Source organism: Paenibacillus tundrae (assembly GCF_036884255.1).
In the GTDB taxonomy this organism is placed as follows: Bacteria; Bacillota; Bacilli; order Paenibacillales; family Paenibacillaceae; genus Paenibacillus.
Genome location: NZ_CP145605.1, coordinates 761,528 through 787,989 on the forward strand (window position 1 = coordinate 761,528; position 26,462 = coordinate 787,989).

Sequence of the window (26,462 nt, forward strand, 5' to 3'; positions counted from 1 at the left end):
CGACTGATACTATTATAATTTCTTTTTGGGCTACAAGCAATTTCAACAAAATCCAAGTGAGGTATAATCATGCTGGCGATTGATGTCAAAGATTTACGCAAGTCGTTTAGCGTTCAGAAGAGCCGTGGAGGGCTCAAGGGCGCGTTTCAGGATTTGTTTGCGCGTCAATACCAGGAGGTATTGGCTGTAAACGACATTTCGTTTCAAATTCCGCAAGGCGAAATTTGCGGATATATCGGGGAGAACGGTGCCGGCAAATCAACAACAATTAAGATGTTGACCGGCATTTTAGTGCCTACTTCAGGCCAAATATCGGTTGGTGGATATGTTCCTTATCTGGAACGGGAGAAGTTTGTACAGAACATTGGCGTCGTATTTGGTCAGCGTAGTCAGCTCTGGTGGGATATTGGCGTTATTGAATCCTTCCATTTGCTACGCAAAGTATACCGCGTAGGTGAAGTAGATTTCCGTAAACGACTGGATGAGCTTGTTGAGCGGCTACAGCTTCAAGACCTGCTCAGCCGTCCAGTACGTAAGCTTAGCCTTGGACAGCGTATGCGCTGTGAGCTAGTAGCAGCCTTGCTACATAATCCAGGCATTGTATTTTTGGACGAACCGACCATTGGACTTGATATTGTCGTGAAGTCCGAGATTCGGGAATTTTTGAAAGACATGAACAAGCAGCATGGTACAACTATTTTGTTGACCACCCACGATCTTCAGGATATTGAGGCGCTTTGTTCGAGAGTAATTATGCTGGATGCAGGAAACATCATCTATGATGGCGGCTTGGATCATCTGAAATCCCAATGGGGAACTGAGCGAGAGATTCGCTTCAAGTTCGGCACTGCGCACACGATGAGCCAAATGGAGGAATGGACTGCCGCGATGCCTGTACGCTGGACAGTGGAGAACGAGCTCTCGGCTTCGGTCTGGATCCCATTGGAGCTTAATGTATCAGACGTGCTGGGAAGAGTTGTTGGACAGGCTGATATTACCGATATTCAGATTGTTGAGATTAATACGGACGAGATCGTACGTAGTATCTATCAATCTGGATCCGCTGAGCGCCCTGAGATTGTAGCGGCAAACAACGAAGCGGTGGGTGTATCTTAGATGAACAGTGCATTTATTGATTTCATGCGCATTCGTTTTCTAACGATGCTGGCATACCGGGTGAATTATTACTCCGGCATTTTGATATATACGCTGAATATCGGCGTGTATTACTTTACCTGGCAAGCCATTTACGGAGGAAGCGGAGAAATTGGCGGCTTTACGGCTGCTCAGATGACGACGTATGTTGCGGTGTCGTGGATGGCGAGAGCATTTTATTTTAACAACCTGGATCGGGAGATTGCGGCTGACATTCGGGATGGCTCCATTGCGATTCAATTCATCAGGCCGATTAACTATGTGATGGTCAAAATGATGCAAGGACTTGGTGAAGGTATATTCCGCTTCTTGCTGCTCATGATACCCGGCATGCTGATTGCCATTCTTCTCTTCCCGGTAGAGCTGCCTACTGCGCCTTCGGCGTGGATTGGTTTTCTGGTGATGCTGTTCTTCAGTTTCTTAATTAATTCCCAGATTAACGTCATTACGGGACTTGCGGCATTCTTTGTGGAAAATAACGAAGGTATGATGCGCATGAAACGGGTTGTCGTGGATCTGTTCTCTGGTTTAATTATTCCGATTAGCTTATATCCAGATTGGTTGTCAACCATCATGAAGCTGTTGCCTTTCCAAGCGATTACGTATCTGCCCGGTTCTGTATTTACAGGAAGAGTAGAAGGCACAGGCATATGGAATGTACTCGGTATTCAGGTGCTGTGGTTTGTTCTGCTGCTGATTCCGATGATGCTGATCTGGCGGCAAGCGCGTAAGCGTTTGTTCGTGCAAGGGGGTTAACGGAATGTATTATTTAAGTTTAATCGGCGAATATCTCAAAAATTACATGAAAACAAGGCTCACCTATCGTGCCGACTTCTGGGTTGAAATTATATCGGATCTGTTGTTTCAGGCAACCAACCTGATCTTTATCTTTGTTGTTTTCCGTCATACGGATAATCTAGGTGGCTGGAGTGAGAGTGAAGTTCTCTTCGTCTATGGATACTTTATGGTGCCGTACGGTATCTTTAGCTGCTTCGTTAATCTGTGGGGGTTCAGTGAACGTTATATCGTCAAAGGTGAGATGGATCGCATACTGACTCGGCCTGCGCATAATCTGTTCCAGATCTTGCTAGAGAATGTCGATCCGCCGGCGCTGGTTGGTTCGTTCATTGGTTTGATTATCATGGGGATAAGCGGAGCAGAAATGGGATTGGTACTGGAGTGGTGGCATATTCCGGCTCTGATCATTCTGGCACTAAGCTCAGTCATGATCTACACGGGTATTTATACAATCCTGACCTCGCTCTCGTTTTATTCTGACGCACCGACAGGAATTCTCCCTTTGATGTACAACATTCAAGGGTATGGTCGTTATCCAGTAACGATCTACAATCGTGCGATACAGGTGCTGTTAACTTGGATTATTCCATTTGCCTTTGTGGGCATCTATCCAGCAGCGCTGTTCCTGGAACGATCTGAGATGCATCGTATGGCACTGCTAACACCTGTGATGGGTCTGGTATTTGGCTCGGTGGGCTTAATTCTATGGAATTACGGCGTGAAACGGTATCGCGGAGCAGGTTCGTAATTTACATATCGCAATTGATTAGGGAGGAATTGAGATGACATTAACCGTAGGCCAGATGGCTCCTGATTTTGAACTTCCGTCGAGTACGGGAGAGAATGTTAAGTTGTCCGACTATCGTGGACAGCGGGTAGTGCTTTATTTTTACCCTAAAGATATGACTTCTTCGTGCACACAGCAGGCCTGTGATTTTCGGGATCGACATGAAGAGTTTCAAGGATTGAATACGGTCATTTTGGGTATCAGTATAGATCCGATGAAGCAGCACGACAAATTCATTTCCAAGCATGGACTGCCATTTACCTTGTTATCAGATGAGAAACATCAAGTAGCAGAGCAGTATGGCGTATGGCAGCTTAAGAAGATGTATGGCAAAGAATATATGGGCATTGTTCGCTCCACCTTTTTGATTGACGAAGAGGGGAAACTCATGAAGGATTGGTCGAAAGTGCGAGTGAAGGGACATATCGAAGCTGCACTTGAGGCTGTTCGGGAGTTATCGAGCTAGGATAGGCAGCAATGTTAACTGTAAAACTGATGAACAAAAATAAAAGGGCTGTGTTTGAGGAATGGACTATTCCTTGAAACATGGCCTTTTTTGGCTAGTTAGAGATCATCCAGAAAGCATGGACTTATCGCACATTCCTTATTCAATTGCTTGTAAACAACTTTTCATATAAAGCCATGTTTAACTCTGCTTGGACTTGCCGTTTCGAATTCGGTGAACCAACAACAACAGCAATGGAATGAGAAATCCTGTTGTGATATCCCACATGAGCCAAGTATCGCCGGTGATGACCAAATAGTACAGCACATTGGGGGCGAGCAGCACAGCCATGGAGAAAAATAACATGGAGGACGGTAGGATCAGCATTTTATGAGTTTTAAGTTGGAACAATTGAGCAACACCTGCTACAAACGAATACATGTACATGAGGCTTTTGAAATATGTAGAGATCAGCCAGGCGGAAGCCATCATTGCCTCAATCCGAAGAAACGAACCTCCGATGTTAATTTTTTTGGACAAGAAATAAGAGATATAGATGTTATGTTGGGTAATAAAAGACCCTGCAACTGCCAACGACAACAAAATAAGAAATGTGAGCATGGTACCCGCTGACAGAGATGACAACAACAAATCTCGCTTGAGATGGGTCTTCGTGCGGACATAAGGAATAACCATCATTAGTGCAAGTATGTCCCCAAAAGGAGAGAAGGCACCTATCGCAACGCCCTTCCAGAATTCGAGCATACTTGAGTTAAGTATGGGCTTGAGACGAGATAACTCGACTTGTGGCAAGAGACCAAGGAGCAGAATAAGCATGAACAACACAAAGATAGGAAATAGAATTTCACTCGTTGCTCCGATGGCACTAATTCCTTTGAGAAGAGCCCAGGTTAGAGCCGCCACCATCAGAATGATGATCGCTCGAATCGGAGTTGCAATGTAAATCTTCGTAGTCAAGAAATCTCCAACTTCCCTTATACACGTAAAGGCAATCATGGCAAAGTAAAATAAATACGCTATCGTGAAAATAGTTCCTATCCACTTCCCAAGGATTTTCATACAGATCTGAACAAAGTTCAACTCAGGGTGAGTGCGGTGGAGTTTATAGAGGACATACACAATCAGTAGACCTAGTGGTTGACTTACAATTGAAGCAAGCCACGCATCCTGCTTAGCAGAGGCAGCAACCATTGAAGGGTAGATCAAGGTCATGTCGCCAAGGATGACCAGGAAGGTGAGTGCTGTGAACTGTTTAAGTGTAATCGTTTCGTTGTTCATACCCGGACTCCTTTAAGCGCTCATGATTTTCTGGCTGACTGTTCATGATTTCTTTCGATGAGAAAGAGATTTAATCCAATGAATCATGAGAAGTAATCCTGGAAGGATAATGCCAATCGTAGTATCCCAATCTACCCAATAAGGTACGACAGTTATAATGATATACGTAATTCCAGGCGCAATCACATTGGAAAGTCCAAAAATCAGGAGGCCTGTTGGCAGGATAAGTCGACGGTACTGTTTCATGTTAAACAGTTCGGCCGTTCCCAACACGAAGACGTACAGATAGATACATGCTTTAAAATAAGTAGAGATTAACCAAGCCGAAGCCATAAAGGCTTCAATACGCTGGAAAAAGTCACCGATGTTAATTTTTTGCGACAAAATGAAAGAAGCATAGATATTATGCTGTGTGAGAAAAGCACCCAGAACAAGCATAGAGATCGTGACCAAAGATGAGAGGATAAGACTTCCAATGCCTGCAGCCAGGATGACATCCAGATTTCGATGAGAGGTTTTGGCTGTATAAGGAAGAAGCATAAGAATGGGGACAGCTTCTCCCACTGGGTAAATCATACTAACCAAGATACCTTGAGTTATGGTAACGAAGCTGTTCTCCCTGTAGGGCTTCAGATTGTTGATATCTACCTGAGGTAATAAACTAACAACTAGAACGATGATAAACACAATAACAAGAGGTAACAGAATTTCGCTAGTTCGTCCTAGTGACTCCAAACCATGATAAACAGCCCACACAACCGCGATGATAAATAGCAGAATGACCACCCTGATCGGTGTGAATAGGAAGATTTGGGTTGTCATGAAGTCCCCAACCTCCCGGGAATGGGTGGCAGCTCCGATTATAAAAAAATACAAATAAAACAGTGATAGCAATGTTCCTGGCCAATATCCCAGGATAGATCTGGAAATGGACACGAGGTTCTGACCCGGATAGGCATTGCCCAGTTTAAGAAACATGGCCATGAGACCCATCCCCAACGGGATACCGACCAAAGCACAGATCCACGCATCCTGCTTCGCATAGGACGTAATTACGGAAGGATAGATCATCATCATGTCGCCAACAACCATCATAATCGTTAACGTAGCCAGTTGTCTTGTTCCAAGCCGTCCTTGCTCAAGCATATCCCCACCCCCTTCTTGCTAAGTACCGGTCATCCGCGCCAAAAACTGATTGATTGGTTCGTATATCCAAATTATGAGTTTAAGTGGACTCGGAAATTCCCACAGATTGACCGCAATGACACTGAACGTGATACCAGCTAGCAGTAGAACGCTATATACCGCAGTTTCTTTCCATTGCTTACTCTTAAAGAGTGTAGGTAGGTCAATCCAGCCGATGATAATTCCAATCACTACCGCTAAAATAGAGAGCACCATATGATATTGTCACTCCTTTAGCTCATTTTGGAATGAGTCATCTAACGTTCCCACACGTCTGATTTGTGAATTAGCTTCATATTTAACTTCAAGATCTTCAAAATGTTGATCCCAATTGTTTTCTACTTTTTTGAAGTATTTAGGATTAGACTGATATATATCTTGTCCGAATCCGAAGATATCCACATGGAATTTGCGTCGCACAGCATTGACCGAATTCTTCATTAACTCAACGAGTCGCTCCTCTGATAGTTTCTCTAATTCATGGATGGCTGTCATAGAACCAATCTGAAATTTACATTCCACCGATCCAATGGAAGAGACATTTTTAACTTTAAGATTAATGACAGGTTCACCGTGCACAAATTTTACTTTGCGATCGGTAGATGTGCGGAGTGTCTTCATCGTTACCGTGCCCTCCGTCTTTGGACAATCCACATGACCTACGGTCGTTTTAACATTGCCACGGATGTAGTTGAATCCCTTGGATTCATTTTCGGTCAACCAACCGACCAGCTTGTCCTTATGGAAAACGGCGAGTCCTGTTGTATTGAGGTGTGCAGGCACGACAATACTTTCGATATTGCTTTGTTCCCCGCTTTTACTATGATCCCCTATAACCTGCACTCCAGTGATCACTGGCTGTATACCTGGGGATAACATCGTATCCATTAGCTCGTCTCCCGTTACTGTAGTTGTGGGTGACCAGATCTTGGAAGAGACATCTAGCGAATTGAATAACTTTTCGGCAGGAATGTTCTCAAGGGGTGTAAGCAGATCGAGAACGTTGGAAGCTTGGGTCTTCCTTGCCACCATAACGTAATAATCAGGACGAACGGTAGGCTCACGCATGAGTGCTTCCATAACATCATATATTCCTTCTTCACGCGCATATTCTTCTCCAAATACAAGTATGCGGACATGTGACATGAAGATCCGACGTGGACTTGTTTCGGTCAACTTCTGAATGGCTTCTAACATGGAGGCTGCTGTGGCCTGGTACTGAGTGACCGGTGTACCTCTTCCGCCACCGGATTTGGAGGAGATCTCGCTAGGTACAACAACTTGGGCACTAACCTTTACTTTGTCGCCATCCTTGTCTATACCAAGACCAAGCATAATGCCAAGCTCGTTAAGCTCCTGACGATCCCAACATCCAGTCAGAAGAGGAAGTATTACAAGAATGCAGGATATAAGGCGTAAGGAAGTCTTCATGTCATGTTCTCCTGACTATCGCTGTCTTTTCTTTTTTTTGGGAGGCTGTCTATTGATGTTCGGTGATTTTGTAGATTGTGGGCGAGTCCTCATATTAGGCCAAGGTACCCGGAACAACGTATCTTTTAAGTCACTCTGAATGAATGGGGCAAAAGGTGACATGTACGGTACGCCGAATGAACGTAGTGTGCACAGGTGAGTCACGGTAATTAACAGCACAATTAAGATGCCGTAGAAACCAAAGGCAGCCGCCAAAATCATCAGAACGAAGCGTAAAATTCGGACAGAAATAGATAGACCGTTCTCTGGGATAACGTAACTTGAGATTGCGGTAATGGAAACGATAATGACCATGGCTGCTGAGACGACCCCAGCATCAACCGCAGCCTGACCGATAACCAGTGTACCTACAATGGAGACGGCCTGTCCGACCGTTTTAGGAATTCGGATACCGGCTTCTCGTAAGATTTCGTAGGTTAATTCCATGAGCAATGCCTCAATGAACGCTGGGAAGGGGACACCTTCTCGTTGTGCGGCTAGGCTGATCAATAGATTGGTCGGCAACATTTCTTGATGAAAGGTCGAGATGGCAATGTAGAAGGATGGAGCCAACAAAGCGATAAAAAAAGCCAGGTACCGAATCATACGGATCAATGTGCTAATATCTGCCCGCTGATAATAGTCCTCGGGAGATTGAAAGAAATGTACGAACAAGGCCGGAACAAGCAGTACAAAAGGTGTACCATCCACAATAATGGCCACTCGACCTTCAAGCAGTGCAGCAGCTACAGAATCGGGTCGTTCACTGTTATAGACCGTCGGGAAGATGGTGCGTGTCTCATCCTGAACAAATTCTTCGATATATCCGCCTTCCAGAATGCCATCAATATCGATCTCATCCAGTCGTTCTCTAAGTTCCTCGACGACATCATTGTTAACCGTATCCTTGATATAGAGCACAGCGATTCTTGTTTTGGTGATCTGTCCAATTTCTCTTTCTTCAATCCAGAGGCGTGAATCCCGTATTCTTCTACGAATCATCGCTGTATTGGTACGTAAATTTTCGTTAAAGCCTTCCATCGGGCCACGGACAACAGTCTGTGATATCGGCTCGCCAACAGAGCGATCTTCCCACCCGGCAGCTCCAATCTTAAGACCACGCGCGGAGCCTTCAATCAATAGGATGGCAAAGCCTGCAATCATCGCATTTAATACATCATCCATGTCCTCAATAAGTAATACTTCACTGGCGGCAAGAACATCATTTTGCAGGTAAATGAGATGTTCATCATCTGCTGAAAAATCAGGGAGTTCCCGTCGCTGCAGCAGGGATTCCAGAATAGCCTGATTTAAGATTTGTACGTCAACGAGCCCATCGATATATAGAAGAACTGCAGGCCATTTGTGCAAGCATTGGAAAGGCCGGATCATCAGGTCATTGCTGTTTCCCATCATTTCTTTGCAGTACTCTATGTTTTGACTTAGATTCGGATTGATATGCTGCGTTGTATCATGACTCTGCGCATCGATGCTCATATTCATATCCCCCCAGTACAACCTTTATTTGCAAAGTAGTATGACCTGGATGAATACAGATTATGACAACAAAGTGTGTGGGTAATGAAGATGCTATATAAACTTACTTGAATCAAACGGATTACATATAGAATTTATATGAAGAGGCGATTGTTGAGTATTTTGGGAGAACGGGGGATGAGCTTCTCCAGTGTGGGTAGCGTATGTTTATTTCCCGTGTGCCAGGCTATTGTATAAGTTGAAAATAAAAAAAAGAGCTGCATCGTCTGCGGCTCATTATAATGGCATGTGTTAACTCGTTGTATTCGTTTCTTGTTATTTCGATCACATTGCAGACGACTTTAGTCTGCATTTTGTTTTTGTCTTTGGGGAACAGGGGCTTTCTTCTTCACATTACGTTGACTCCAGACAGTGCGGTAACGGTACATAACTGCAATTAACAGTAGGAATCCAACACCTGCTAGGAGGTACGCAGAGTACTGATGCGCGAGTTGAAATACGACGTTCCATTGAGGGCCGAATAATTTGCCGATGCCTAGAAATAGGACAACCCAGAATAGTGCACCCGAGTAAGCGTAGAGAGCGAATTTGCGAAAAGGAATCGCAGCGATGCCTGCAAAATAACCTGTAAAGTGCCGCACACCTGGAATGAAATAGCCAATGAAGATCAGACCGTTACCATATTTACCAAACCATTTTTGCGTTTTATCCAGCTTGTCCTGCTTCAATAAAAACCATTTTCCATAGCGGGTTATAAACGGCAGTCCTGCTTTAGCTCCAATAAAATACGTGATGGTCATGCCAATTGTCGTTCCTAGAAACGCAAGGATAAGAAGGATTCCGAAGTCGAGCTGTCCTTTGTATGATAAATACCCTGCGTACGCCATCGTTGTTTCACCTGGGAAGGGGAGGGCAATGAATTCAAGTAACAATCCAAAAAATAATACGCTATATCCATAGGATCCAAATAGATGTTGGATCTTCTCAAGCAATTCCAATACTTTTCACTCTCCTGAGGTTAAGGTGTGAGTTACGAAACGTACCATAACTCCCGGACTGTCTTGCTTAGGATATGCTACCTAATTCATGGCAAAGAATCAATCTGAATCCATACGATACGATCCGAAAAATTATAGTGAAGAATGACGTCTTTTTTTCACATGCCCTCCATATAATTCTAACAAATCCGCTGAAGTCTATCAGCAAATTTACTAGAAACGTTGGAGGTTGATTCATAAATGACGCAGAACATGGAAGCAAAGATCAGTGTAGAAGTGGATATGTCCGTGAATGGTGCTCAAAAACATACATGTAGGTTCCCCCAATGGATGACGTTCCTAGTAAGAATGGTACTAACGATAAGTTTATTTTCAACGTGCGCGGGGATAACTGACATTTCTTATGCTTCAGGTTCTAATGTACCCACTCCCAGCGAGAAAAATAATCAGAAGAAGACGGTCTATCTAAGTTTCGATGATGGCCCTGGATTGCACACTCAGGAAGTATTGGATATTTTGCGGAAAGAAGAGGTGCCAGCCACGTTCTTCGTACTTGGTGAGCAGGCACAGCGGAATCCTGAACTAATTCGAGCAATTGTAGAAGATGGACATGCTCTGGGGAATCATACATTCAATCATAATTACAAAGAATTATATAGTGATTTTAAAGAATTCTGGAAACAGATTAAACAGACAGAAGAAGTGATTCATGGAATCACCGGGCTCCGCCCTAATCTGTTGAGAGCACCAGGTGGAACCTATGGCCACTTTGATCAAAGCTATTTTGACCTGTTGAAGCAAGGTGGATACACCGTGATGGATTGGAATGTGGACAGTGGAGATTCGAAGCGTAAAGGTGTACCTGCGAGCGAAATCCTGCGTAATGCTACTAAGGTGCCTGCTGGAACTAGCTCAGTTATTGTATTAATGCATGATGGAGGAGCGCACGCCGAAACGGTAAAAGCACTGCCGGAAATTATCCGGTATTATCAGGATCAAAACTATCAATTCGATACGATCAAGGCTTCTGATCAGCCTGTCCAATTCCGTGTAAAGTCCGATGGGGCATATGCTTCTCGTAAGGCGCCCGGCAAAGCTTGGATTGCTGAGCATGTGGAACCCAATTCTGCCTTGTGGCTCGCAGGTAAGGAACTAAAGGTTGAAATAGGGATGGCTGCAGCGACCTTGCAATCAGGAGAATTTCGAATAGAGGAGCAGCAGATCATGGTGCCTTTGCGAAGCTTCATGAAGAAGTTCGGCAGTAATGCACGTTGGGATGCAGAAACAAGAACGGCTACAGTAGTCTGGAAAGACCGAACAATCTACGCAAGCAGTATCAGTGGAGAATTAACTTCAGGACGATTAGGTCAAACGGGCGAAACCGTGAAGGGGAAGGTGCGAAGTCAGGGCGGTACAACTTGGGTTCCGCTTCGAGATCTGTTAGAGCAGATGGGGCTGAGCATCCAATCCATGAAATCTAATAAATTGGAATGGACAGTGAAGGCGAACATTCCTGTAGCTGCTATAAGCAGGGGAAATCTTACAATCTACGTCTAATCTCTCTACTTCCGGGCAACACTGAAATCATAGATTACTATGACTAAGAAATGCCGATGAATGGAAGGAGAACGAGTGATATGACGTATATCCGGATAGAACATGAGCATGCGGTGGAGTTATTAAATAGAGTAATTAAACGAGTCGAGACTGCCATTATCGGTAAGAATCGAGAGATTCAGTATGTGCTTACGGCAATGCTCGGTGGTGGACATACACTTCTGGAGGATGTACCGGGCACAGGTAAAACGATGTTAGTTCGTGCTATGGCTTCTGCGCTGGACTGTTCCATGGGACGCATTCAATTTACTTCGGATGTCATGCCAGCAGATGTAATGGGTACCTCAATATATCATCCACCTACAGGGGAATTTACATTTCGTCCAGGTCCGGTGATGTCTAATTTCGTATTGGCCGATGAGATTAATCGCGCTTCGCCCCGAACCCAATCTGCTCTCTTGGAAGCGATGGAGGAACGCCGGGTGACGGTTGATGGCACAACCTATGCGTTACCGCGTCCTTTCTTTTTATTGGCGACGCAGAATCCATTGCAGTTTGAGGGCACCTACCGTTTACCCGAAGCACAACTAGACCGCTTCATGATTAAGATTGGACTCGGGTATCCTGAGCCTGAACAAGAAGTAGAGCTGTTAACGCGTATGCAAAATAGAGAATCTAGTTTGGCAAGTCCACCGGTCATGCTTGCGGAAGAGGTGGTAGCCATGCAGCGGGAGGTTAGACAGGTACATGTTGATGCGGTCATTAAGCAATACCTGGTTTCCGTCGCTGTAGCGACACGCAGCCACTCATCCGTGAGACTTGGGGTTAGCCCTCGGGGCACGCTTGCTTGGATGGTTGCCACACAGGCCTTTGCCTACCTTCGAGGACGCAGTTATGTGATCCCGGATGATGTCAAAGAGATGGCGATTCCTGTACTTTCTCATCGCATTCAGCTTAAGTCCCAGAATAGAACAGAGGGTTCATGGTCACAAGAGCAGGTGATTCATGAGGCTTTGTCTTCCGTTCCGATCCCAGTTCAGTTGTCGGCACAAGGAAGGGGACGGAGGCAATGAGCACATTTGCCGGCCGTCTAATCAATACAGCGCTCATCCTGGCTTTTGGCTCCCTCTTCGTGTGGTATGGAGGCAAATCGGCACTGTTTCTCTTCGTCATTACACTTCTGATTGGAGTTAGTGGAGTGCTTATCCATGCCTGTGGTCCACGCTACATTAATATTCGCAGATCTATGCAGTCCAACCGTATGTTATCTGGTGAAACCATTCATGTGCGAGTCGAGCTGGAATTCGAGAGTCGTATTCCGCTGTTATGGATTGTGCTGTGTGAGAATACACCTGCGGGTGTGCATCGAAAGTGTTTTTTTCCAGGAATGAAGAGGCAATTCACCTATCAGTATCAGTTGTCTAGTTTGAGAAGGGGCATCTACGAATGGGATAACGGCCGATTGTACTGGGGGGATATTTTCGGTTGGAATACGATATCTGCGGAGACGAGCGGCGGAACCTCACTGATTGTTGTACCTTCTGTCACGGTCACCGAATATGGAGAGAGCTACGTTACCACATTTACAGTTGCGGGAGAGGGACAGCTGTCCGAGCAGAGAAGTCTACAGGGGAGCCGAGGGCATGAGTTCCGCGATTATCAGCACGGTGATCCAATGAAACGAATCCACTGGAAAAGTACAGCCAAAACCGGGAGACTTCAGACGTTTGTCCCTGAAACGATGGAATCACCATCACTTCATATTTTGGTGTATGAAGGTCAGGCGGGTTATGGACAATCTTGGGATGATTCAAGCGATCATCCTGCATTTGAACGAGCCGTCAGTATGGCAGCAAGGTGGATTCATCAAGCGGATATGGATAGCATTCCGTATCAACTATGGTCAAGCGACAGAGAAGGTCTAGCTTATCAACAGACGCATAAATTTGGTGAGATGCAATCTTCTAGTGACTTGGAGCAATCTCTAGATCGGTTAGCGTTAGCACGGATTAACCAGTCTTCACAGGGTGGAGCCGGCATGATGAACCGGATGATGCTGGAGCAGATGTCGACTGGATCGCGGGTTGTTGTACTCAGTGGACGGATGGATGCGAATCTTCATCAATGGGTGCTGGATGCTGTAAATCTAGGCATTCAAGTAGAGGTGCAATTAACAGAGACAGCAGGGACAAATCTAACAGATGTAAGTTCAGCAGAATCAAAGCTACCTGTAACTCAATCCCAGTCCGTAGCGTGGCTAGAGCAGCTTCAGCACTGTGGAGTGCAAATTTACAACGTGGCAGATCACCCAATACCTCCTGTAGGAAAGGTGGTGGTTACGGATGTGGGAGCATAATCCGAACCGCCACTCACGATCCAGTGAATCGATTGGAGAGGGCTTGTCATACCTCAATCTGGACAACAGAACCAAAGAGGCAGAAGCAGAGCCTGTTAGGTATCGGTTGTTCATTTGCACACTATTGCTGCTATTGTCTCTGGAATGGATCTATCCGGTGACCTCGTCGGGTCAGCAGGGAAGTGAACGTTTTTTATTGGTCATGGCTGGATTAACCGGAGCACTGCTTGTGGTCGGATTATTTCGTACCGGTTGGGTTGCAGGCACGCTAATTCGGTTATGTATTGCTTTTGTTGCCCTATGTTGGATGTACGGCGGACAAGATCCGCTTGGATGGGGGATCACGTATCCTGAGATGCTAATGTCCGACTTGGATACCTTCATGCAGAGTGGGCATTTCTATAGTATAAGTACAGAAACAAGAGGATTCTGCATGATGTTAGGCTGGAGCATGTTGATTACCTCGGTGCAGTCTCTCGTTTTGCTGCGTCTAAGTGTCATGTTATTTGGTGGAGCTACACTGGTTTATTTGATGCTGCTGGAATCTCTGGCTGGGCTGGATGTCTACACATCCATCGTACGTTCTGTACTTTGGATTCTCCTGATCCAAGCGCTGCTGCAGCTCCTGCGTTTATCCGGTGGGGTTACGACACCACGTTATGCGCTGATTCCTTATGGACGCTGGAGTATAGTGACTGTGCTTGCCGCGATGGCGATGATTTCCTTCTCTGGATTACCAGGTCACTTTAGTTCAATCTCGCAGCCAGAGCGGATATCTCTAGATGAGATTGGTGAACGTCTGGCACACTGGGCAGGCTATAACTCAGGAGATAGCATTCCTGCCGCAGCATCTGTTACAGGATATAGCACTGCAGATGCTCCTATGGGTGCACCTCTGACCCAAGGGGATACGGTCTTTTTCGTAGCGAAAAGTCCAGAACCGACGTATTGGCGCGGGGAGACTCGCTCATATTATAACGGCAGTACATGGAGTGATCCTGCGCAAAGTTTCGAAACGGCTAGTCCATCCGGATTGCTACGTACAGATGGCTGGGAGAATCAGAACTATTGGACTCGTATACAGCAAACCGTTACGATGCAGTGGGAGTGGAAGGGGCCGAATCCGCTCTTTACGGGAGGAATGCCGCTCAATGTATCATTTCAGGATAGTGAAAGCGACAATGAGAAAACCATGCTCTCGCTTCTGTCGAACAGGGATTCAGCGACGCTGTGGCTATCAGGTTCAGGACGCCGTGTATCCGTTAAACGCTATACAGCAGAAGTTATGATTCCTACAGCCGAGCCAGAACATTTACGTCTTCTGGAAGCAAAACATCGGAGTAAAGATCCTGCCGAAATTCGTAGAACTTACCTACAGCTTCCGGACACACTGCCCGGACGTGTGCGCTCCTTGGCAGATGAGATTGTGAAAGGGAGCGAGACACGATACGATGCAGTACATGCAGTCCAGACGTATTTGGCTAGTCATGCTGAGTATACACTGGATACACGTATGCCTCCGCGTGGAACGGATTTTGTGGATGATTTTCTGTTTGTTACTAGGCAAGGGTACTGTAATCATTTCTCCACAGCGATGGTTATCCTTCTGCGTGCAGAAGGCATTCCAGCACGATGGGTCAAAGGATTTGGCACAGGGCAGCTTGACCCTAAGGTTCCGGGGCAGTACAGCATTACCCAAGGTGATGCTCACTCTTGGGTGGAAGTGTATTTCCCGGGCGCAGGCTGGATGCCGTTTGAGGCAACGCCCGGCTTTGTTATACCGCAAGCGACGGCAGGGACTGATGCCGGAGCTACGCTGCTCCAGGATGCAGGGGCGGAGCCGCAACTGGATCCGTGGTCTGGTGCGAGCGCTTGGCTGCTGGCTCGCGCCCAGGCATTTGTCGCGGCGCCTTGGCTCACCGCGACGGCACTTGCGGCAGCGGCGGCAATGTGCGCCGCTGTAGCCTTCGGCGTGCGGCGGCTACGCCACGCGCTGCCACTGAGGCTGCTGCTGGCTTGGCCGCGCAGCAGCTTTCCGGACCGGGAGCGGCTCCTACGCGCCGCCGCTCCGGTCTGGCCCGCGCTTGCGCGGCAGTACGGCCCGCGGCCGCCGGGTATGACGCTGCGGGAATACGCAGCGTCACCCGCCGTGGCCGCAGGCACGGACAGCGCGGACATCGCGCGGTTTGCAGCCGACTGGGAACGGCTGCTGTACGGTCCAGAGCGTCCGCTGCGCGCGGACAGTCTGGACTTCCTGCGCCGGGCACTTCGGCTCGCCCGGCGGTTGCCAAAGCGCTAGCTAAACGCCAAGGTGTACGTTTAGCCACCTGTTCACGGACGCCTCTCTTGCCTAGCGGCGAACGAGGCGTCTTTCCGCGCTAACCTTGATGCAATGGTTAGCATTGGTTAGAGGTGCTTTTATTCAACAAGTAGGAATGGAAAGGGTAGAAGAGGCGGAAAAATTGTGGGACGGACTTGAACATAAGTGCAGTTACACCATAAAAAGAAGCATTCTTTTGTTCTCCTTTCATGTTGTTCATAAATTGTCGAATAAAGGAGTTTAGCCTTTCCTTGACGGTATGTTTTGTCGTTGCGTATAATTAGTTTCATTAATTGAGGGAGGCACGGTAATGAATAAGCAGAATGAAATTGTGGTTGTCCTTGACTTTGGGGGCCAATACAACCAGTTAATCGCCAGAAGAATCCGGGATCTTGGCGTATACAGCGAGCTTTTGCCGTATAATACACCGGCTGAGAAAATCGCAGAATTGTCACCAAAAGGGATCGTATTCTCGGGAGGTCCATCCAGTGTGTACGCGGAGAATGCACCGCACGTAGATCCAGGTGTATATGATCTTGGACTCCCAATCTTCGGAATCTGTTATGGTATGCAGCTTATGGCTCAACAGCTAGAAGGTAAAGTAGAACGTTCCGAGAAGCGTGAGTACGGTAAAGCAGACCTTGAGTTTGCTGCAGGTGCAGCATTGGCACAAGGTATTGAAGGCGAACACACTGTATGGATGAGTCATGGTGACCATGTTGTTACACTTCCTCCGGGTTTCAAACTGGATGCAGGCACGGAAAGTGCGCCAATCGCTGCAATGAGTAACGATGAGCGCAAATTGTATGCTGTTCAGTTCCACCCAGAAGTACGTCACTCTATTCGTGGTAACGATATGATTAGCAACTTCTTGTTTAATATCTGTAATTGCGAAGGCAACTGGACCATGGAGACTTTCATCGATGACACGATCAGAGACATCCGCGAAAAAGTAGGCGACGGTAAAGTACTGTGCGCACTTAGCGGTGGCGTAGATTCTTCCGTTGTAGCTGCTTTGTTGCACAAAGCGATCGGTGATCAACTGACATGTATGTTTATCGACCACGGTCTGTTGCGCAAAGGCGAAGCGGAAAGCGTAATGGAGACGTTTGTTGGCAAATTCGACATGAAGGTTGTCAAAATTGATGCTCAAGAGCGTTTCATGTCCAAGTTGGCTGGTGTGGATGATCCAGAGCAAAAACGTAAAATTATCGGTAACGAGTTTATTTACGTGTTTGACGAAGAGTCCAAGCAGTTCGATGATTTCGAATTCCTAGCGCAAGGTACACTCTACACGGACATCGTGGAAAGTGGTACAGCTACAGCGCAGACGATCAAATCTCACCACAACGTGGGCGGTCTGCCGGAAGACATGAACTTCAAACTGATCGAACCGTTGAACACACTGTTCAAGGATGAAGTGCGTAAAGTAGGTACAGAGTGCGGCCTGCCGGACGAAATTGTACACCGTCAACCTTTCCCAGGACCAGGTCTTGCGATCCGTGTTCTTGGTGAAGTGACGGAAGAGAAACTCACAATTGTTCGTGATTCTGACTACATCCTGCGTGAAGAGATCGCCAAGGCTGGTCTTGACCGCGAAATCTGGCAATACTTCACAGCACTGCCGAACATGAAGAGTGTTGGCGTTATGGGTGATGCACGTACGTATTCCTACACTGTAGGTATCCGTGCCGTAACATCCATCGACGGTATGACAGCAGACTGGGCACGTATCCCTTGGGACGTATTGGAGAAAATCTCCGTGCGGATCGTGAACGAAGTGGACAACGTGAACCGTATCGTCTATGACGTAACTTCCAAACCACCTGCAACGATCGAGTGGGAATAAACTGAGTGTTTTTTAATTAATTGTTGACTGAGAAGCCTTGTTGTATAAGGATTTTTAGACAACGATTAAAGAGCTCATTTCATTCACCTGCAACTATTGGTCTTCAAAAATTACTCTCTTTTATTTGTGTTATTTAACAAATAGAGGGGAGTTTTTTTGTGTCAAAAATCAATGAATTGATTACTGACTTTAAGCTAAGCCAAGAAATCCAAGGAAGAAAAAAAGAATATATTACTGGCTGTATGTATCGGTTACATCGTTGGATGGAATTCACTAAGGAGCAACTAGAAATAGAGGAAGCGGAAGACGTGACTTCAATGCATATTAAGAAATACATTCAGCATTGTCAGAATAGAGGTAAAGAAGCGAATATTACAATCAATGGTCATATCGCTACGATTAAAGTTTTCTTTCAGACTCTTGTTGATGAAGAATATATAGATGAGAAGGATAATCCTATGCGAAGAATTAAGAACTTGAAGGAAGAGAAGAAGGTAATTATCACTTTCAATGATGAAGAAGTAAAGCGTATCATCAATGATGTCGATGAAGTAACCTACTCTAATCTAAGGGATAAATTAATGCTTATTATGCTATTTGATACTGGGATACGTGTTTCAGAACTGTGTAACATCAAGATTGGTGATGTATCAAGAGCACACATTTTAATCCACGGTAAAGGCTCTAAGGAGCGTCTAATATACATTAGCAAGATAATGAGAAAGTACATGCGAAAGTATGAGGAAGCGAAGCAGGAACGCTTTAAGCGCAGACTAGCTGACGAGGTAGAGGATTATTATTTTCTAGATCAGTCTGCTGAGCGTTTATCACGTTCACGTATTAACAAGATACTGAAAGAACGTTGTGAAAATGCAGGGGTAAGAAAGGAGGTGCGGTGTTCACCACATGATTGTCGTCATTATTTCGCTCAGAAGCAATTGAAGAATGGAATAGATGTGTATAGTCTGAGTAGACTTATGGGGCATTTTGATACACAGATTACTTCCAAGTATCTAAGAGGATTAGAGCAACATGATATATTGGAAATTGGAAAAGTGTACAGTCCACTGAATAGAATCCGATTATAAGTACTAAAACTTTGTACAAGCTGAATGACCAAAGTAACTTATGAGTTCCAAGCAAGATAAGAGTATCCATCTGGAGAATGAAATCAAGGAGCAGATTGATTGGTTTTAATACTCTTAGTTAAAGATCTAAAGTGAGTAATTATGCAAATTGCCTCAAGGGATCATACCTTGAGGCATTAATGAATATACCATATAATATTACAAGTGATTGTTTCCACTCATCCAGAGCGTTATTTAGCTCAAGTGATACCGCACTCTCTTTTATTCATTTGTTATGGTATTTATATCTAACTTAGTGACAATTATTCTGATAAGTAATTTGAAATTTCTTCTTCTAATTGATATTTTTCATTTATTAAGTCGATACCTACGCTCCTAGAATATTTAATTATTTGTTGATTAACTGCTTCTGTATCAAAGCCAATTTCATTTAGTAAGCAAGCTAACGTAAGGATTTTAAGTTCTTGCGTGGCGCTATGCAATTCTACTCCTCTTAAAGCCTTTTTCTCTAATTTAGTATTATAATGAGTATAAAAATTTCGTGTATTGACTACACTTGAGACAAATTTATCTTTTCTTTCACCTAAGTACTCCTCAATTAATTTAAAATCATTTATTAATTGGTTAATTCGATTTTTCAGAGAGATTTCATTACTAAAATCAAGTTTTCTTTTTATCCACATTAGATGTTCGTTATCTTTAAGATCCTCAAAAATTTTATTTAAGCGCTCCTCGTGCTGGTCTTTTGAGAGTTCTGTGCCTCCCTTAGTGCGTCTATGAAATACTTCTAAAGCATTTATTATATTTAGAAATTTCTTTTCAATTATAAGTTGTGGTCTTTGTACAAGTTCTAAGAAAAGACCATATACAGGTTTTAATATTTTCCCTTTAACTAGCCAGTTTGAAACTAAATTAGTAAACTGATCTTTTACCTCAGGATAAGTAAAAAGCATGTCGTGAAAGCTAATTTCTAAGTCATCTCTATGTGAATGTCTAAAATAAAGTTGAATTTTAGTGCCACTGGATCTACCAGTTATTTTGGTTGGATAAGCTAATTTACTTTTTGTAATCATTGAAAGTGTTAGAAAACTCTCCAATTCAAAACTAAGAGTTAGATAATCTTCTAAACTTAATGAATCGGACTGTATAAGTAGAGAAGTTTTTTGTACAATGCGTGCCTCACTTTGTACTGGATATATAGTAGGTGTTGATGCATTGAAGGAAATAGATAAATGATATTCTTCAGTTTTTAGAACTTCTATAACTTCTGGTAATATGTAATTAATGACAACTGATTGTTCAGTGTCGTTATGTTCAATTTTAAATCCGCTCTTCATAATCCAATCATTCAAGTTAGAATATTCTATTTCTAAAGAGTTTATTTGAACTTCTTCTTTGCATTTAAAATGTTTGCCTTCAATAATGAAGTTAGAGTAAAGTTTAGTAATGCTGTGTTCCGTTTCAAAAAAGGGATGACTAAACACAAAGCAATCAAGTAACGTTATTAAAGTACCATCTTTTAACTTACCGAGAATAACAACTTCTTCCGACTGAGTGAGGAACCCTTCAATTTCTAAAACTCCCCCACGCTCTTGAGAAAAACTAAAGCTTCCCTTGTAGTGTTCTTGAGGTTTATTAGTTATGAAAAAAGTACCTTTTTGTGGAGCGATTGTTTCCATACGCAGATCTCCTTTGTTAGTATGTTAATATAAGGATAATTATAGAGTGATGAAAAAGCAATTTGTATTTGGATAATAGTCTCAAAATCTTGTTACAGACTAACTTGTAATCTTTTTCTGAAAGAATGCATCTTAGCTTCAATTGAAGAAGTTAAAGGTATCATGAAATTATATCTTAAGATAAATTGGTCAATATGGTCACTTTGAGAAAAACACGATGAAAGGGTAGCTAAATGCTATCCTTTTTTTATTTCTCATAGTATTCTCACAGGATCAGCTCCTGAATCATTAGCTCTGAGGTACCGTAGAATGTGTTGAAACTGATGTGGTTATCTATCTGTTCAATTTTTGGGAGGCGATTTATATCAAAGTCTGTTTCTCTTTGCATTTAGTATGAACTGTTCCGAGAAAACTTCTGTGTCAATTATTTTGCGATACGAGAGAGAGGATCACACACTTAGATTAAGTACAATTGGATATCAAACTTATATTATGCTGAGTATTTAAGGGGAAATATGTTATTGAGCATGGTATTATAAGACTTTCATATAACTACAATTATGTGAAAACGCATGACGAGTGACGGGGGGATAGTTTACAGATGAGAGCTAATAATTTTGATTGTAATTATCCTCATACACATACATATAGTAATCCGACATCGATCTTCACACGATACGACTAACTTTACTTTAAACCTTTTTACGTAAAATGAATGAAAGGGAAGTGAAATTCTCATTTTTTTATAAAAAAACTTTACTTAACATTAAGTTAAGTGTATAATCTAGTTATTACATAATTAATGGAGGTAATTATGAAAAATAATTTAAAGCAAATTCGCAAAATTAAAGGTATTACTCAACAACAGTTAGCTGAGCATCTTGGTGTGAGCAAGGCAATGATAAGTATGTGGGAGAACAATCCTAATGAGAAGATTCCACAAAATAGAATAAAATCCATTTCAGTTATATTAAATATAGCTGAAAATGATCTATTTGCTAGGGTTCTCGATATTGAGTTAATTAAAAAGGATAAAGTCATTGAGGAACTGGAGCGATTTGCAAAACAGTATACTGATATGGATGAAGTTCGGAAGTTACAGAAGATTTCTAAACTTGATAAATATCAATTATTGATTCAAGAACAATTCGATAAGATGAACAATTATCCCGAAAAATTAGAAAGGATAAGTCGCTTCAGTAGAATTTTGAATAATCAGAAACTGGAGAATTTATTCGACAAGGAGATTAAAGAATTTGGACTGGAAAGAATGATAGATAAATTTCTGAAGATTAATGAAGAACAAGACCCCATAAAGCTGAACATTCTATACATGACTTTAGATTATTTAACTGAAATAAAAGAGGAAGAAGGATACTATTGGAGTGTTCAAAATCTTATATCCACAGATAATGAAGATTTTAAAACGGAGTTTGATGAATTAGTAGATAAGATGAAGTTAAAAAAAGCAAGTAACTAATATACAAATGCTTTTTAATTCTAAACATACAAATAAGACTTAAACATTAACGAAAACAATTAAAAGGAGAACTAAACATGAATAATCAAAAGGAATTAATACGTATGATACGAAGGGATATGAGTAGAAATGGATGTAAAACAATTTTTCGAGGACATATTTGGTGAAAGAGATATTAATTTTAGATGTATAAAAAACAGTGGAAGTGATAGACCGAAGGACGCGAATGGTCAATATAATGAAAATATATTGAAAATTCTACAGCAAATGAACAGTCAAGAGTTTGAAGTTTACTTTGCAGTTAACTCTGGTGGATATAAAGATGCAGACATTAGCCAGATTAATGCAGTTTTCGTGGATATTGATTGTGGTAGAGATGAAGATAAAAAATATTATAATTTAGAGATCGTTGAAAAATTCAAAAGAAATAAATTGGAGGAACTCTCTAGATTTGAACATCAGCCAACTTATGTGATTGAAACTAGAAATGGACTGCAATGTTATTGGTTAGTTCATGATAATGCAACGATTGATCAGTTTAGAGAATGTGAAGATAGAATAGTCTCATATTTTAATGGGGACGAAAGAGCTAAAAATCCAGCAAGATTGCTAAGAGTACCAAATACCTATTGGTGCAAAGATAGTAGTAGTAAGGTTCTCACTAAGATAATCCAAAGGAATGACTTAAGATACTACATACAAGATCTGATCGATAGTTTACCGCATATAGAGAAGGTGTCCGTGATAAAGAGTAATACAAAACATTCCTCTTTATCACGGACACCAAAACCTTCTTCACATGACATGCTGTACATGCTTCGAAACAAAGATATCGAAGGACTACAAGCAATAATTAAGCCTGATCCAGTAATACTTCATAGCCACGAACAAGTATATGATCATTTAAAGAAGCAAGACTTAAATCACTTCATAGGTATGGATGGTAATACATTTAGATGTATCGTTCATGATGACAATAACCCTAGTGCCGGTATTTTGGTGAACTTCGACACAGATCACTATATATATAATTGTATGAGTGCTAATTGTGGTTTTAAGGGTACAATTATTCAATTAACGGAAAGATTAACTGGATTGAGTAGAATTAATGCGTTACGCTTCTTGAGGAAGGTTTATAAAATTGAATACGCTGAAACTGACTGGCAGAAAGAACAAAAAGCTATTCTTGAAGAAAACCAACGTTTAATCCTTAGTACTGAATTTGAATTGTGTTATCCAGAAGTTCATGACAAAGTAAGGAGATATATATCTTTATTGTATCTTTTAAATAATATTGCAAAAGAACATGTCTTAACTGAGAACTTTATAGATGCTAATGGTAATTCAGTGTTCTTTGTATCCCTTACCTATTTAGCAGAAAAGTTAGGATATAAAGATCCAAGAAGAATTTGTGATCGTTTAGGCTTGATGTCATACTTAGGCTTGATTAATAAGCTTCCTGAAGAGCAGGTGCCTAAGCCTATGTTGGATAATGCTAAACACATAGCTAATAGTAAAAAGCAGAAGAATCTAATCGGTTTTTACTCTATTCCTTCTTATGGCGACCATATACTATCTTATTGTACACAAAAAGCGAAGGAATATAATGAAAAAGGATTCACTATGAAAGGTTGGAGTAGAGAGATGCTTCTAAGAGCATTGGGAGAAGAAGAAGCTGACAGAGTTTATCCGCAATTGAAGGGGAAGACAATATCGACAATCAGTGAAGAATTAACTACTTTGATAGAGAAGGTTACACTTACCTTGATTAGAGAGAATGGATGGACTACAGAAAAAGAAATTCTTCAGAATCAAGCTATAACCCCATTTGTTAGTAGAGCTTTTACCGAAAAACAGTTCAAGAGAATTATTGGAGAGTTACTAGATAAGTATGGATTAGAACGTGTCAGACTTAACAAGAAAATTAAGGGTGAACTTGATATTAGAATAGATACTTACCCAAAGATTATAAAATTTGTTACTGATGGCTCAAATGTAGAGAAAGAAGTAACTCCAATTATAATTGTTACGCCTAAGAAAAAGAAGAAATTAAATCCCCTGAAAGATAATTTATCTTAATAAAGCAAACCTACTACCGTTTCGGTAGTAGGTTGTTCCGATTAGTGTTAGATTCTTAATTTCAGACCAAAACTAAAACTAAGAAAAATGTTAACATCAATCTTTCATATAATCATATGTGCCTAACACATCTTTAGCAATACGAAGTACAAGCTTTACCTCCTCAATATTTCTGCCCGATAAGAACGAGTTAAGAGCATTAGTCAATTCTCGTCTACTAGACCTTTCCTCAAGACTTTCAATTCCCTCTATTCTGAATAGTTCAACTGGATTAACATCCAATGCATTTATTATCTTTTCGAGTGTTTCCATTGAAATATTTCTTTCACCCCGCTCAATGTCGGATATATAAGTAGAATGAATGTCTGCTTTTTCAGCAAGAGATTCCTGTGTAATATTTCGTTCTTTTCTCAAAGTTCTAATGCGGTAACCAACCATCTTCATGAGATCTGAAGTCACTAGCGATCACTTCCCTTCTATACAAGCGTATGGAAGGGGATGTTTGGTTTAAAGGGTCTCAGATTAGGATTTTATTCTAAAACTTATACAGGATTAGGGATTTTGTGATAGAATATAATAGAGTGGAACTAGGGAGGTTCAAACGCGTGAAAATAAAAAATTACATAGTAGGTTTTACATGTATTTGTTTTATTCTAATTGGTACAGCTTGTGAATCGGAGAGCGATAAAAGAAAGGCGAGACTGAAAGAGTTGGATAAAGAAAATAATCTTTTAAAGGAAGAGAATAATTTACTAAATGAATATCTTGATGTTTGTGAAAAAGTAAGCAAATGTTAACTATGCAGCTTAGGGGGGGAATGCAAATGTATCTCGGTGTTGGAGGTGTACTAGCAGTTTTTTCTTTTTTGATGCTCATCTTCGCCCTTAGTGGCGGTGGTGATTATCCATTTTTAATATGGATTCTACTAGTTGTATCTGGGCTTGGTTCGTGGCACTGCTTTCAGAGACATAAAGAACTTGAAGAAGAGAGAATGATACAGAAGCAAGATGAAATGGATCATAGATTAAAGCAAATTCCTAATTATAAACCATCTCAAAGGTACACCTCAGTAGATGGCGATGTTACATTATCAATAGACGAGAAAAACAAGCAAATATCATTTATATCCCTTACTACAACTGAAAATAAAGTATATAGCTATCACGCCATTTTAAAATCGGAGATTTTGACTGATGGCATTAGTGTTACTTCAACAAATAGAGCGAGTCAGTTGGGTGGTGCATTGTTAGGTGGCTTACTTGCTGGCGGTGTTGGGGCAATAATAGGAGGACTTTCTGGCTCTACGACAAGTAAAGATAAAGTGAAAAAGATTGAGCTAAATGTAATCGTTAATGATACTGTGAACCCAGTACATAAAATTACCTTCTTAGATTCAGAGTTTTCTACATTTTCAAAGGACAGTCAAGAGTATAAAGATGGTTACAATACAGCGTATCACTGTCATCAGCTAATGGGGGTTCTTATTAAACAAGCTGATAATGAAGATAAGCGAAAAGAGCAAACTAATTTAGATAGTGTTGTTAAGCAATCACAAGATTTTTCGGTTGCTGATGAACTGAGAAAGCTACAACAACTAAAAAATGAAGGTATACTGACTGAAATTGAATTTGATATGCAAAAGAAAAAGCTAATTGGAGGTTAAGGATGGAACAGATAATTCGAAATGAAGCATATTTTCAAAAATTCTATCCCAATCAATTTTTTCAGAAAGAGCGAAGTGGCTAATTAAGCCGCTTCGCTCTTTTTTTCTAATTTTAAGCCTGTACTTTATTCAGTTCTTATAAGAGGAGGTGAGTCTTGTGTGATTATTGTTGGTTGCGTTGTGTGTTGAATATCGCATTTGTTAATTAAACAATTATATATGAGAGGATGTTTAGAGTGATTAGAAATGATGATCAGAACAAAAAAAGAAGACAAGGTTCTAATATGCTTCTTATGAAGCCCAAAGAATTTGAAAAATATATTCAGCAGCTAAATGAAAAGTTCCAAAATAATTATGTTAATTTGAAGATCAATAATTGCGTATATTGTAATAATGTTGATGTGCCTAATGTGGAAATAGATGTTCCACTGTTTTCGGAGATAGAAACAGTAATTAGCCTAAAGGTGAAGGGTGCAAAATGCTCAGTTTGCCAAAGAGAATACTTCAGTAAAGGAAGCGAGATACTAATTGCTAGAGTAAAGGCGGCAATGGATGAACCTTTGCCCCATGTAACTGGAACTGGCATTGTATAGTATTGCACTCAGTTATGAATATATGAAACGCTGTTTTAGAAACTTCTTATAAAAACAGAATAGGGGTACTCATTGTGGGTTTTCCTAATCTATTCGCTGTAAGGATAGTGCTCATTTGAGCAAAATTGACGACATTTAACTTTTGTTGAATGTGGAAATCACAA

The 26,462-nt window shown here is 42.0% G+C and carries 23 protein-coding genes; 15 read left to right on the forward strand and 8 right to left on the reverse strand.

Annotated features, from left to right (window positions below; all coding sequences use genetic code 11):
- Window positions 1–69 precede the first annotated feature (69 nt).
- From V6W81_RS03485 to bcp, 4 genes are read left to right on the forward strand one after another with little or no spacing between them, the layout of a single operon-like run.
- The gene (locus V6W81_RS03485) at window positions 70–1,116 is read left to right on the forward strand and encodes an ABC transporter ATP-binding protein (RefSeq protein WP_338541558.1); all 1,047 of its coding nucleotides are present in this window, start codon (window positions 70–72) and stop codon (window positions 1,114–1,116) included.
- Window positions 1,117–1,911: an ABC transporter permease gene (locus V6W81_RS03490; RefSeq protein WP_056699805.1), complete on the forward strand. Its 795-nt coding sequence runs from the start codon at window positions 1,117–1,119 to the stop codon at window positions 1,909–1,911.
- Between the two features lie 4 nt (window positions 1,912–1,915).
- Window positions 1,916–2,701, forward strand: coding sequence for an ABC transporter permease (locus V6W81_RS03495; RefSeq protein WP_145052392.1), 786 nt, complete (start codon window positions 1,916–1,918; stop codon window positions 2,699–2,701).
- A gap of 34 nt (window positions 2,702–2,735) precedes the next feature.
- Entirely contained in the window at window positions 2,736–3,206 is a 471-nt protein-coding gene (gene bcp / locus V6W81_RS03500) for a thioredoxin-dependent thiol peroxidase (protein WP_338541559.1), read from the forward strand.
- 180 nt (window positions 3,207–3,386) lie between these two features.
- Here the strand turns inward: bcp and V6W81_RS03505 are convergent, their stop codons facing one another.
- From V6W81_RS03505 to V6W81_RS03530, 6 genes are all read right to left on the reverse strand, one after another.
- Window positions 3,387–4,484 (reverse strand): GerAB/ArcD/ProY family transporter, encoded by a 1,098-nt coding sequence (locus V6W81_RS03505; RefSeq protein ID WP_338541560.1) that lies wholly within the window; start codon window positions 4,482–4,484, stop codon window positions 3,387–3,389.
- 42 nt (window positions 4,485–4,526) lie between these two features.
- A complete protein-coding gene (locus tag V6W81_RS03510; protein WP_338541561.1) occupies window positions 4,527–5,630 on the reverse strand; it encodes a GerAB/ArcD/ProY family transporter in 1,104 nt (367 codons plus the stop codon).
- Between the two features lie 18 nt (window positions 5,631–5,648).
- Window positions 5,649–5,885: a hypothetical protein gene (locus V6W81_RS03515; RefSeq protein WP_056699819.1), complete on the reverse strand. Its 237-nt coding sequence runs from the start codon at window positions 5,883–5,885 to the stop codon at window positions 5,649–5,651.
- A 9-nt stretch (window positions 5,886–5,894) separates the two neighbouring features.
- A complete protein-coding gene (locus V6W81_RS03520) occupies window positions 5,895–7,100 on the reverse strand; it encodes a Ger(x)C family spore germination protein (RefSeq protein ID WP_338541562.1) in 1,206 nt (401 codons plus the stop codon).
- 15 nt (window positions 7,101–7,115) lie between these two features.
- Window positions 7,116–8,642 carry a spore germination protein gene (locus tag V6W81_RS03525; RefSeq protein ID WP_430701004.1) on the reverse strand — a complete coding sequence of 509 codons (1,527 nt, stop codon included), beginning with the start codon at window positions 8,640–8,642 and terminating at the stop codon, window positions 7,116–7,118.
- 335 nt (window positions 8,643–8,977) lie between these two features.
- On the reverse strand, window positions 8,978–9,634 hold the full coding sequence (locus tag V6W81_RS03530; protein ID WP_338541564.1) for a DedA family protein: 657 nt from the start codon (window positions 9,632–9,634) through the stop codon (window positions 8,978–8,980).
- A gap of 240 nt (window positions 9,635–9,874) precedes the next feature.
- Between V6W81_RS03530 and V6W81_RS03535 the strand changes: the two genes are divergently transcribed.
- From V6W81_RS03535 to V6W81_RS03560, 6 genes are all read left to right on the forward strand, one after another.
- On the forward strand, window positions 9,875–11,191 hold the full coding sequence (locus tag V6W81_RS03535) for a polysaccharide deacetylase (protein ID WP_338541565.1): 1,317 nt from the start codon (window positions 9,875–9,877) through the stop codon (window positions 11,189–11,191).
- Between the two features lie 80 nt (window positions 11,192–11,271).
- Window positions 11,272–12,264, forward strand: a complete 993-nt coding sequence (locus V6W81_RS03540) for an AAA family ATPase (protein ID WP_310145278.1) — start codon at window positions 11,272–11,274, stop codon at window positions 12,262–12,264.
- A complete protein-coding gene (locus V6W81_RS03545; RefSeq protein WP_338541566.1) occupies window positions 12,261–13,547 on the forward strand; it encodes a DUF58 domain-containing protein in 1,287 nt (428 codons plus the stop codon). The genes V6W81_RS03540 and V6W81_RS03545 overlap by 4 nt, the downstream gene beginning before the upstream one ends.
- The gene (locus tag V6W81_RS03550; RefSeq protein ID WP_338541567.1) at window positions 13,534–15,846 is read left to right on the forward strand and encodes a DUF4129 domain-containing transglutaminase family protein; all 2,313 of its coding nucleotides are present in this window, start codon (window positions 13,534–13,536) and stop codon (window positions 15,844–15,846) included. Before V6W81_RS03545 ends, V6W81_RS03550 begins: the two co-directional genes overlap by 14 nt.
- Window positions 15,847–16,177: 331 nt before the next feature.
- A complete protein-coding gene (gene guaA, locus V6W81_RS03555) occupies window positions 16,178–17,716 on the forward strand; it encodes a glutamine-hydrolyzing GMP synthase (protein WP_338541568.1) in 1,539 nt (512 codons plus the stop codon).
- Between the two features lie 158 nt (window positions 17,717–17,874).
- Window positions 17,875–18,804 (forward strand): tyrosine-type recombinase/integrase, encoded by a 930-nt coding sequence (locus V6W81_RS03560; RefSeq protein WP_338541569.1) that lies wholly within the window; start codon window positions 17,875–17,877, stop codon window positions 18,802–18,804.
- Between the two features lie 302 nt (window positions 18,805–19,106).
- Here the strand turns inward: V6W81_RS03560 and V6W81_RS03565 are convergent, their stop codons facing one another.
- Window positions 19,107–20,483: a HEPN domain-containing protein gene (locus tag V6W81_RS03565; RefSeq protein WP_338541570.1), complete on the reverse strand. Its 1,377-nt coding sequence runs from the start codon at window positions 20,481–20,483 to the stop codon at window positions 19,107–19,109.
- An 814-nt stretch (window positions 20,484–21,297) separates the two neighbouring features.
- Between V6W81_RS03565 and V6W81_RS03570 the strand changes: the two genes are divergently transcribed.
- Complete coding sequence (locus V6W81_RS03570) at window positions 21,298–21,963, forward strand: helix-turn-helix transcriptional regulator (protein WP_338541571.1); 666 nt, start codon at window positions 21,298–21,300, stop codon at window positions 21,961–21,963.
- 129 nt (window positions 21,964–22,092) lie between these two features.
- On the forward strand, window positions 22,093–24,042 hold the full coding sequence (locus V6W81_RS03575; protein ID WP_338541572.1) for a hypothetical protein: 1,950 nt from the start codon (window positions 22,093–22,095) through the stop codon (window positions 24,040–24,042).
- A gap of 96 nt (window positions 24,043–24,138) precedes the next feature.
- Here V6W81_RS03575 and V6W81_RS03580 read toward each other — a convergent pair whose 3' ends face one another.
- A complete protein-coding gene (locus V6W81_RS03580) occupies window positions 24,139–24,501 on the reverse strand; it encodes a helix-turn-helix domain-containing protein (protein ID WP_338541573.1) in 363 nt (120 codons plus the stop codon).
- Between the two features lie 146 nt (window positions 24,502–24,647).
- Between V6W81_RS03580 and V6W81_RS03585 the strand changes: the two genes are divergently transcribed.
- From V6W81_RS03585 to V6W81_RS03595, 3 genes are all read left to right on the forward strand, one after another.
- Window positions 24,648–24,839 (forward strand): hypothetical protein, encoded by a 192-nt coding sequence (locus V6W81_RS03585; RefSeq protein WP_338541574.1) that lies wholly within the window; start codon window positions 24,648–24,650, stop codon window positions 24,837–24,839.
- A gap of 26 nt (window positions 24,840–24,865) precedes the next feature.
- The gene (locus tag V6W81_RS03590) at window positions 24,866–25,705 is read left to right on the forward strand and encodes an SHOCT domain-containing protein (RefSeq protein WP_338541575.1); all 840 of its coding nucleotides are present in this window, start codon (window positions 24,866–24,868) and stop codon (window positions 25,703–25,705) included.
- A gap of 236 nt (window positions 25,706–25,941) precedes the next feature.
- Window positions 25,942–26,298, forward strand: coding sequence for a hypothetical protein (locus tag V6W81_RS03595; RefSeq protein ID WP_338541576.1), 357 nt, complete (start codon window positions 25,942–25,944; stop codon window positions 26,296–26,298).
- The last annotated feature ends 164 nt before the right edge of the window (window positions 26,299–26,462 follow it).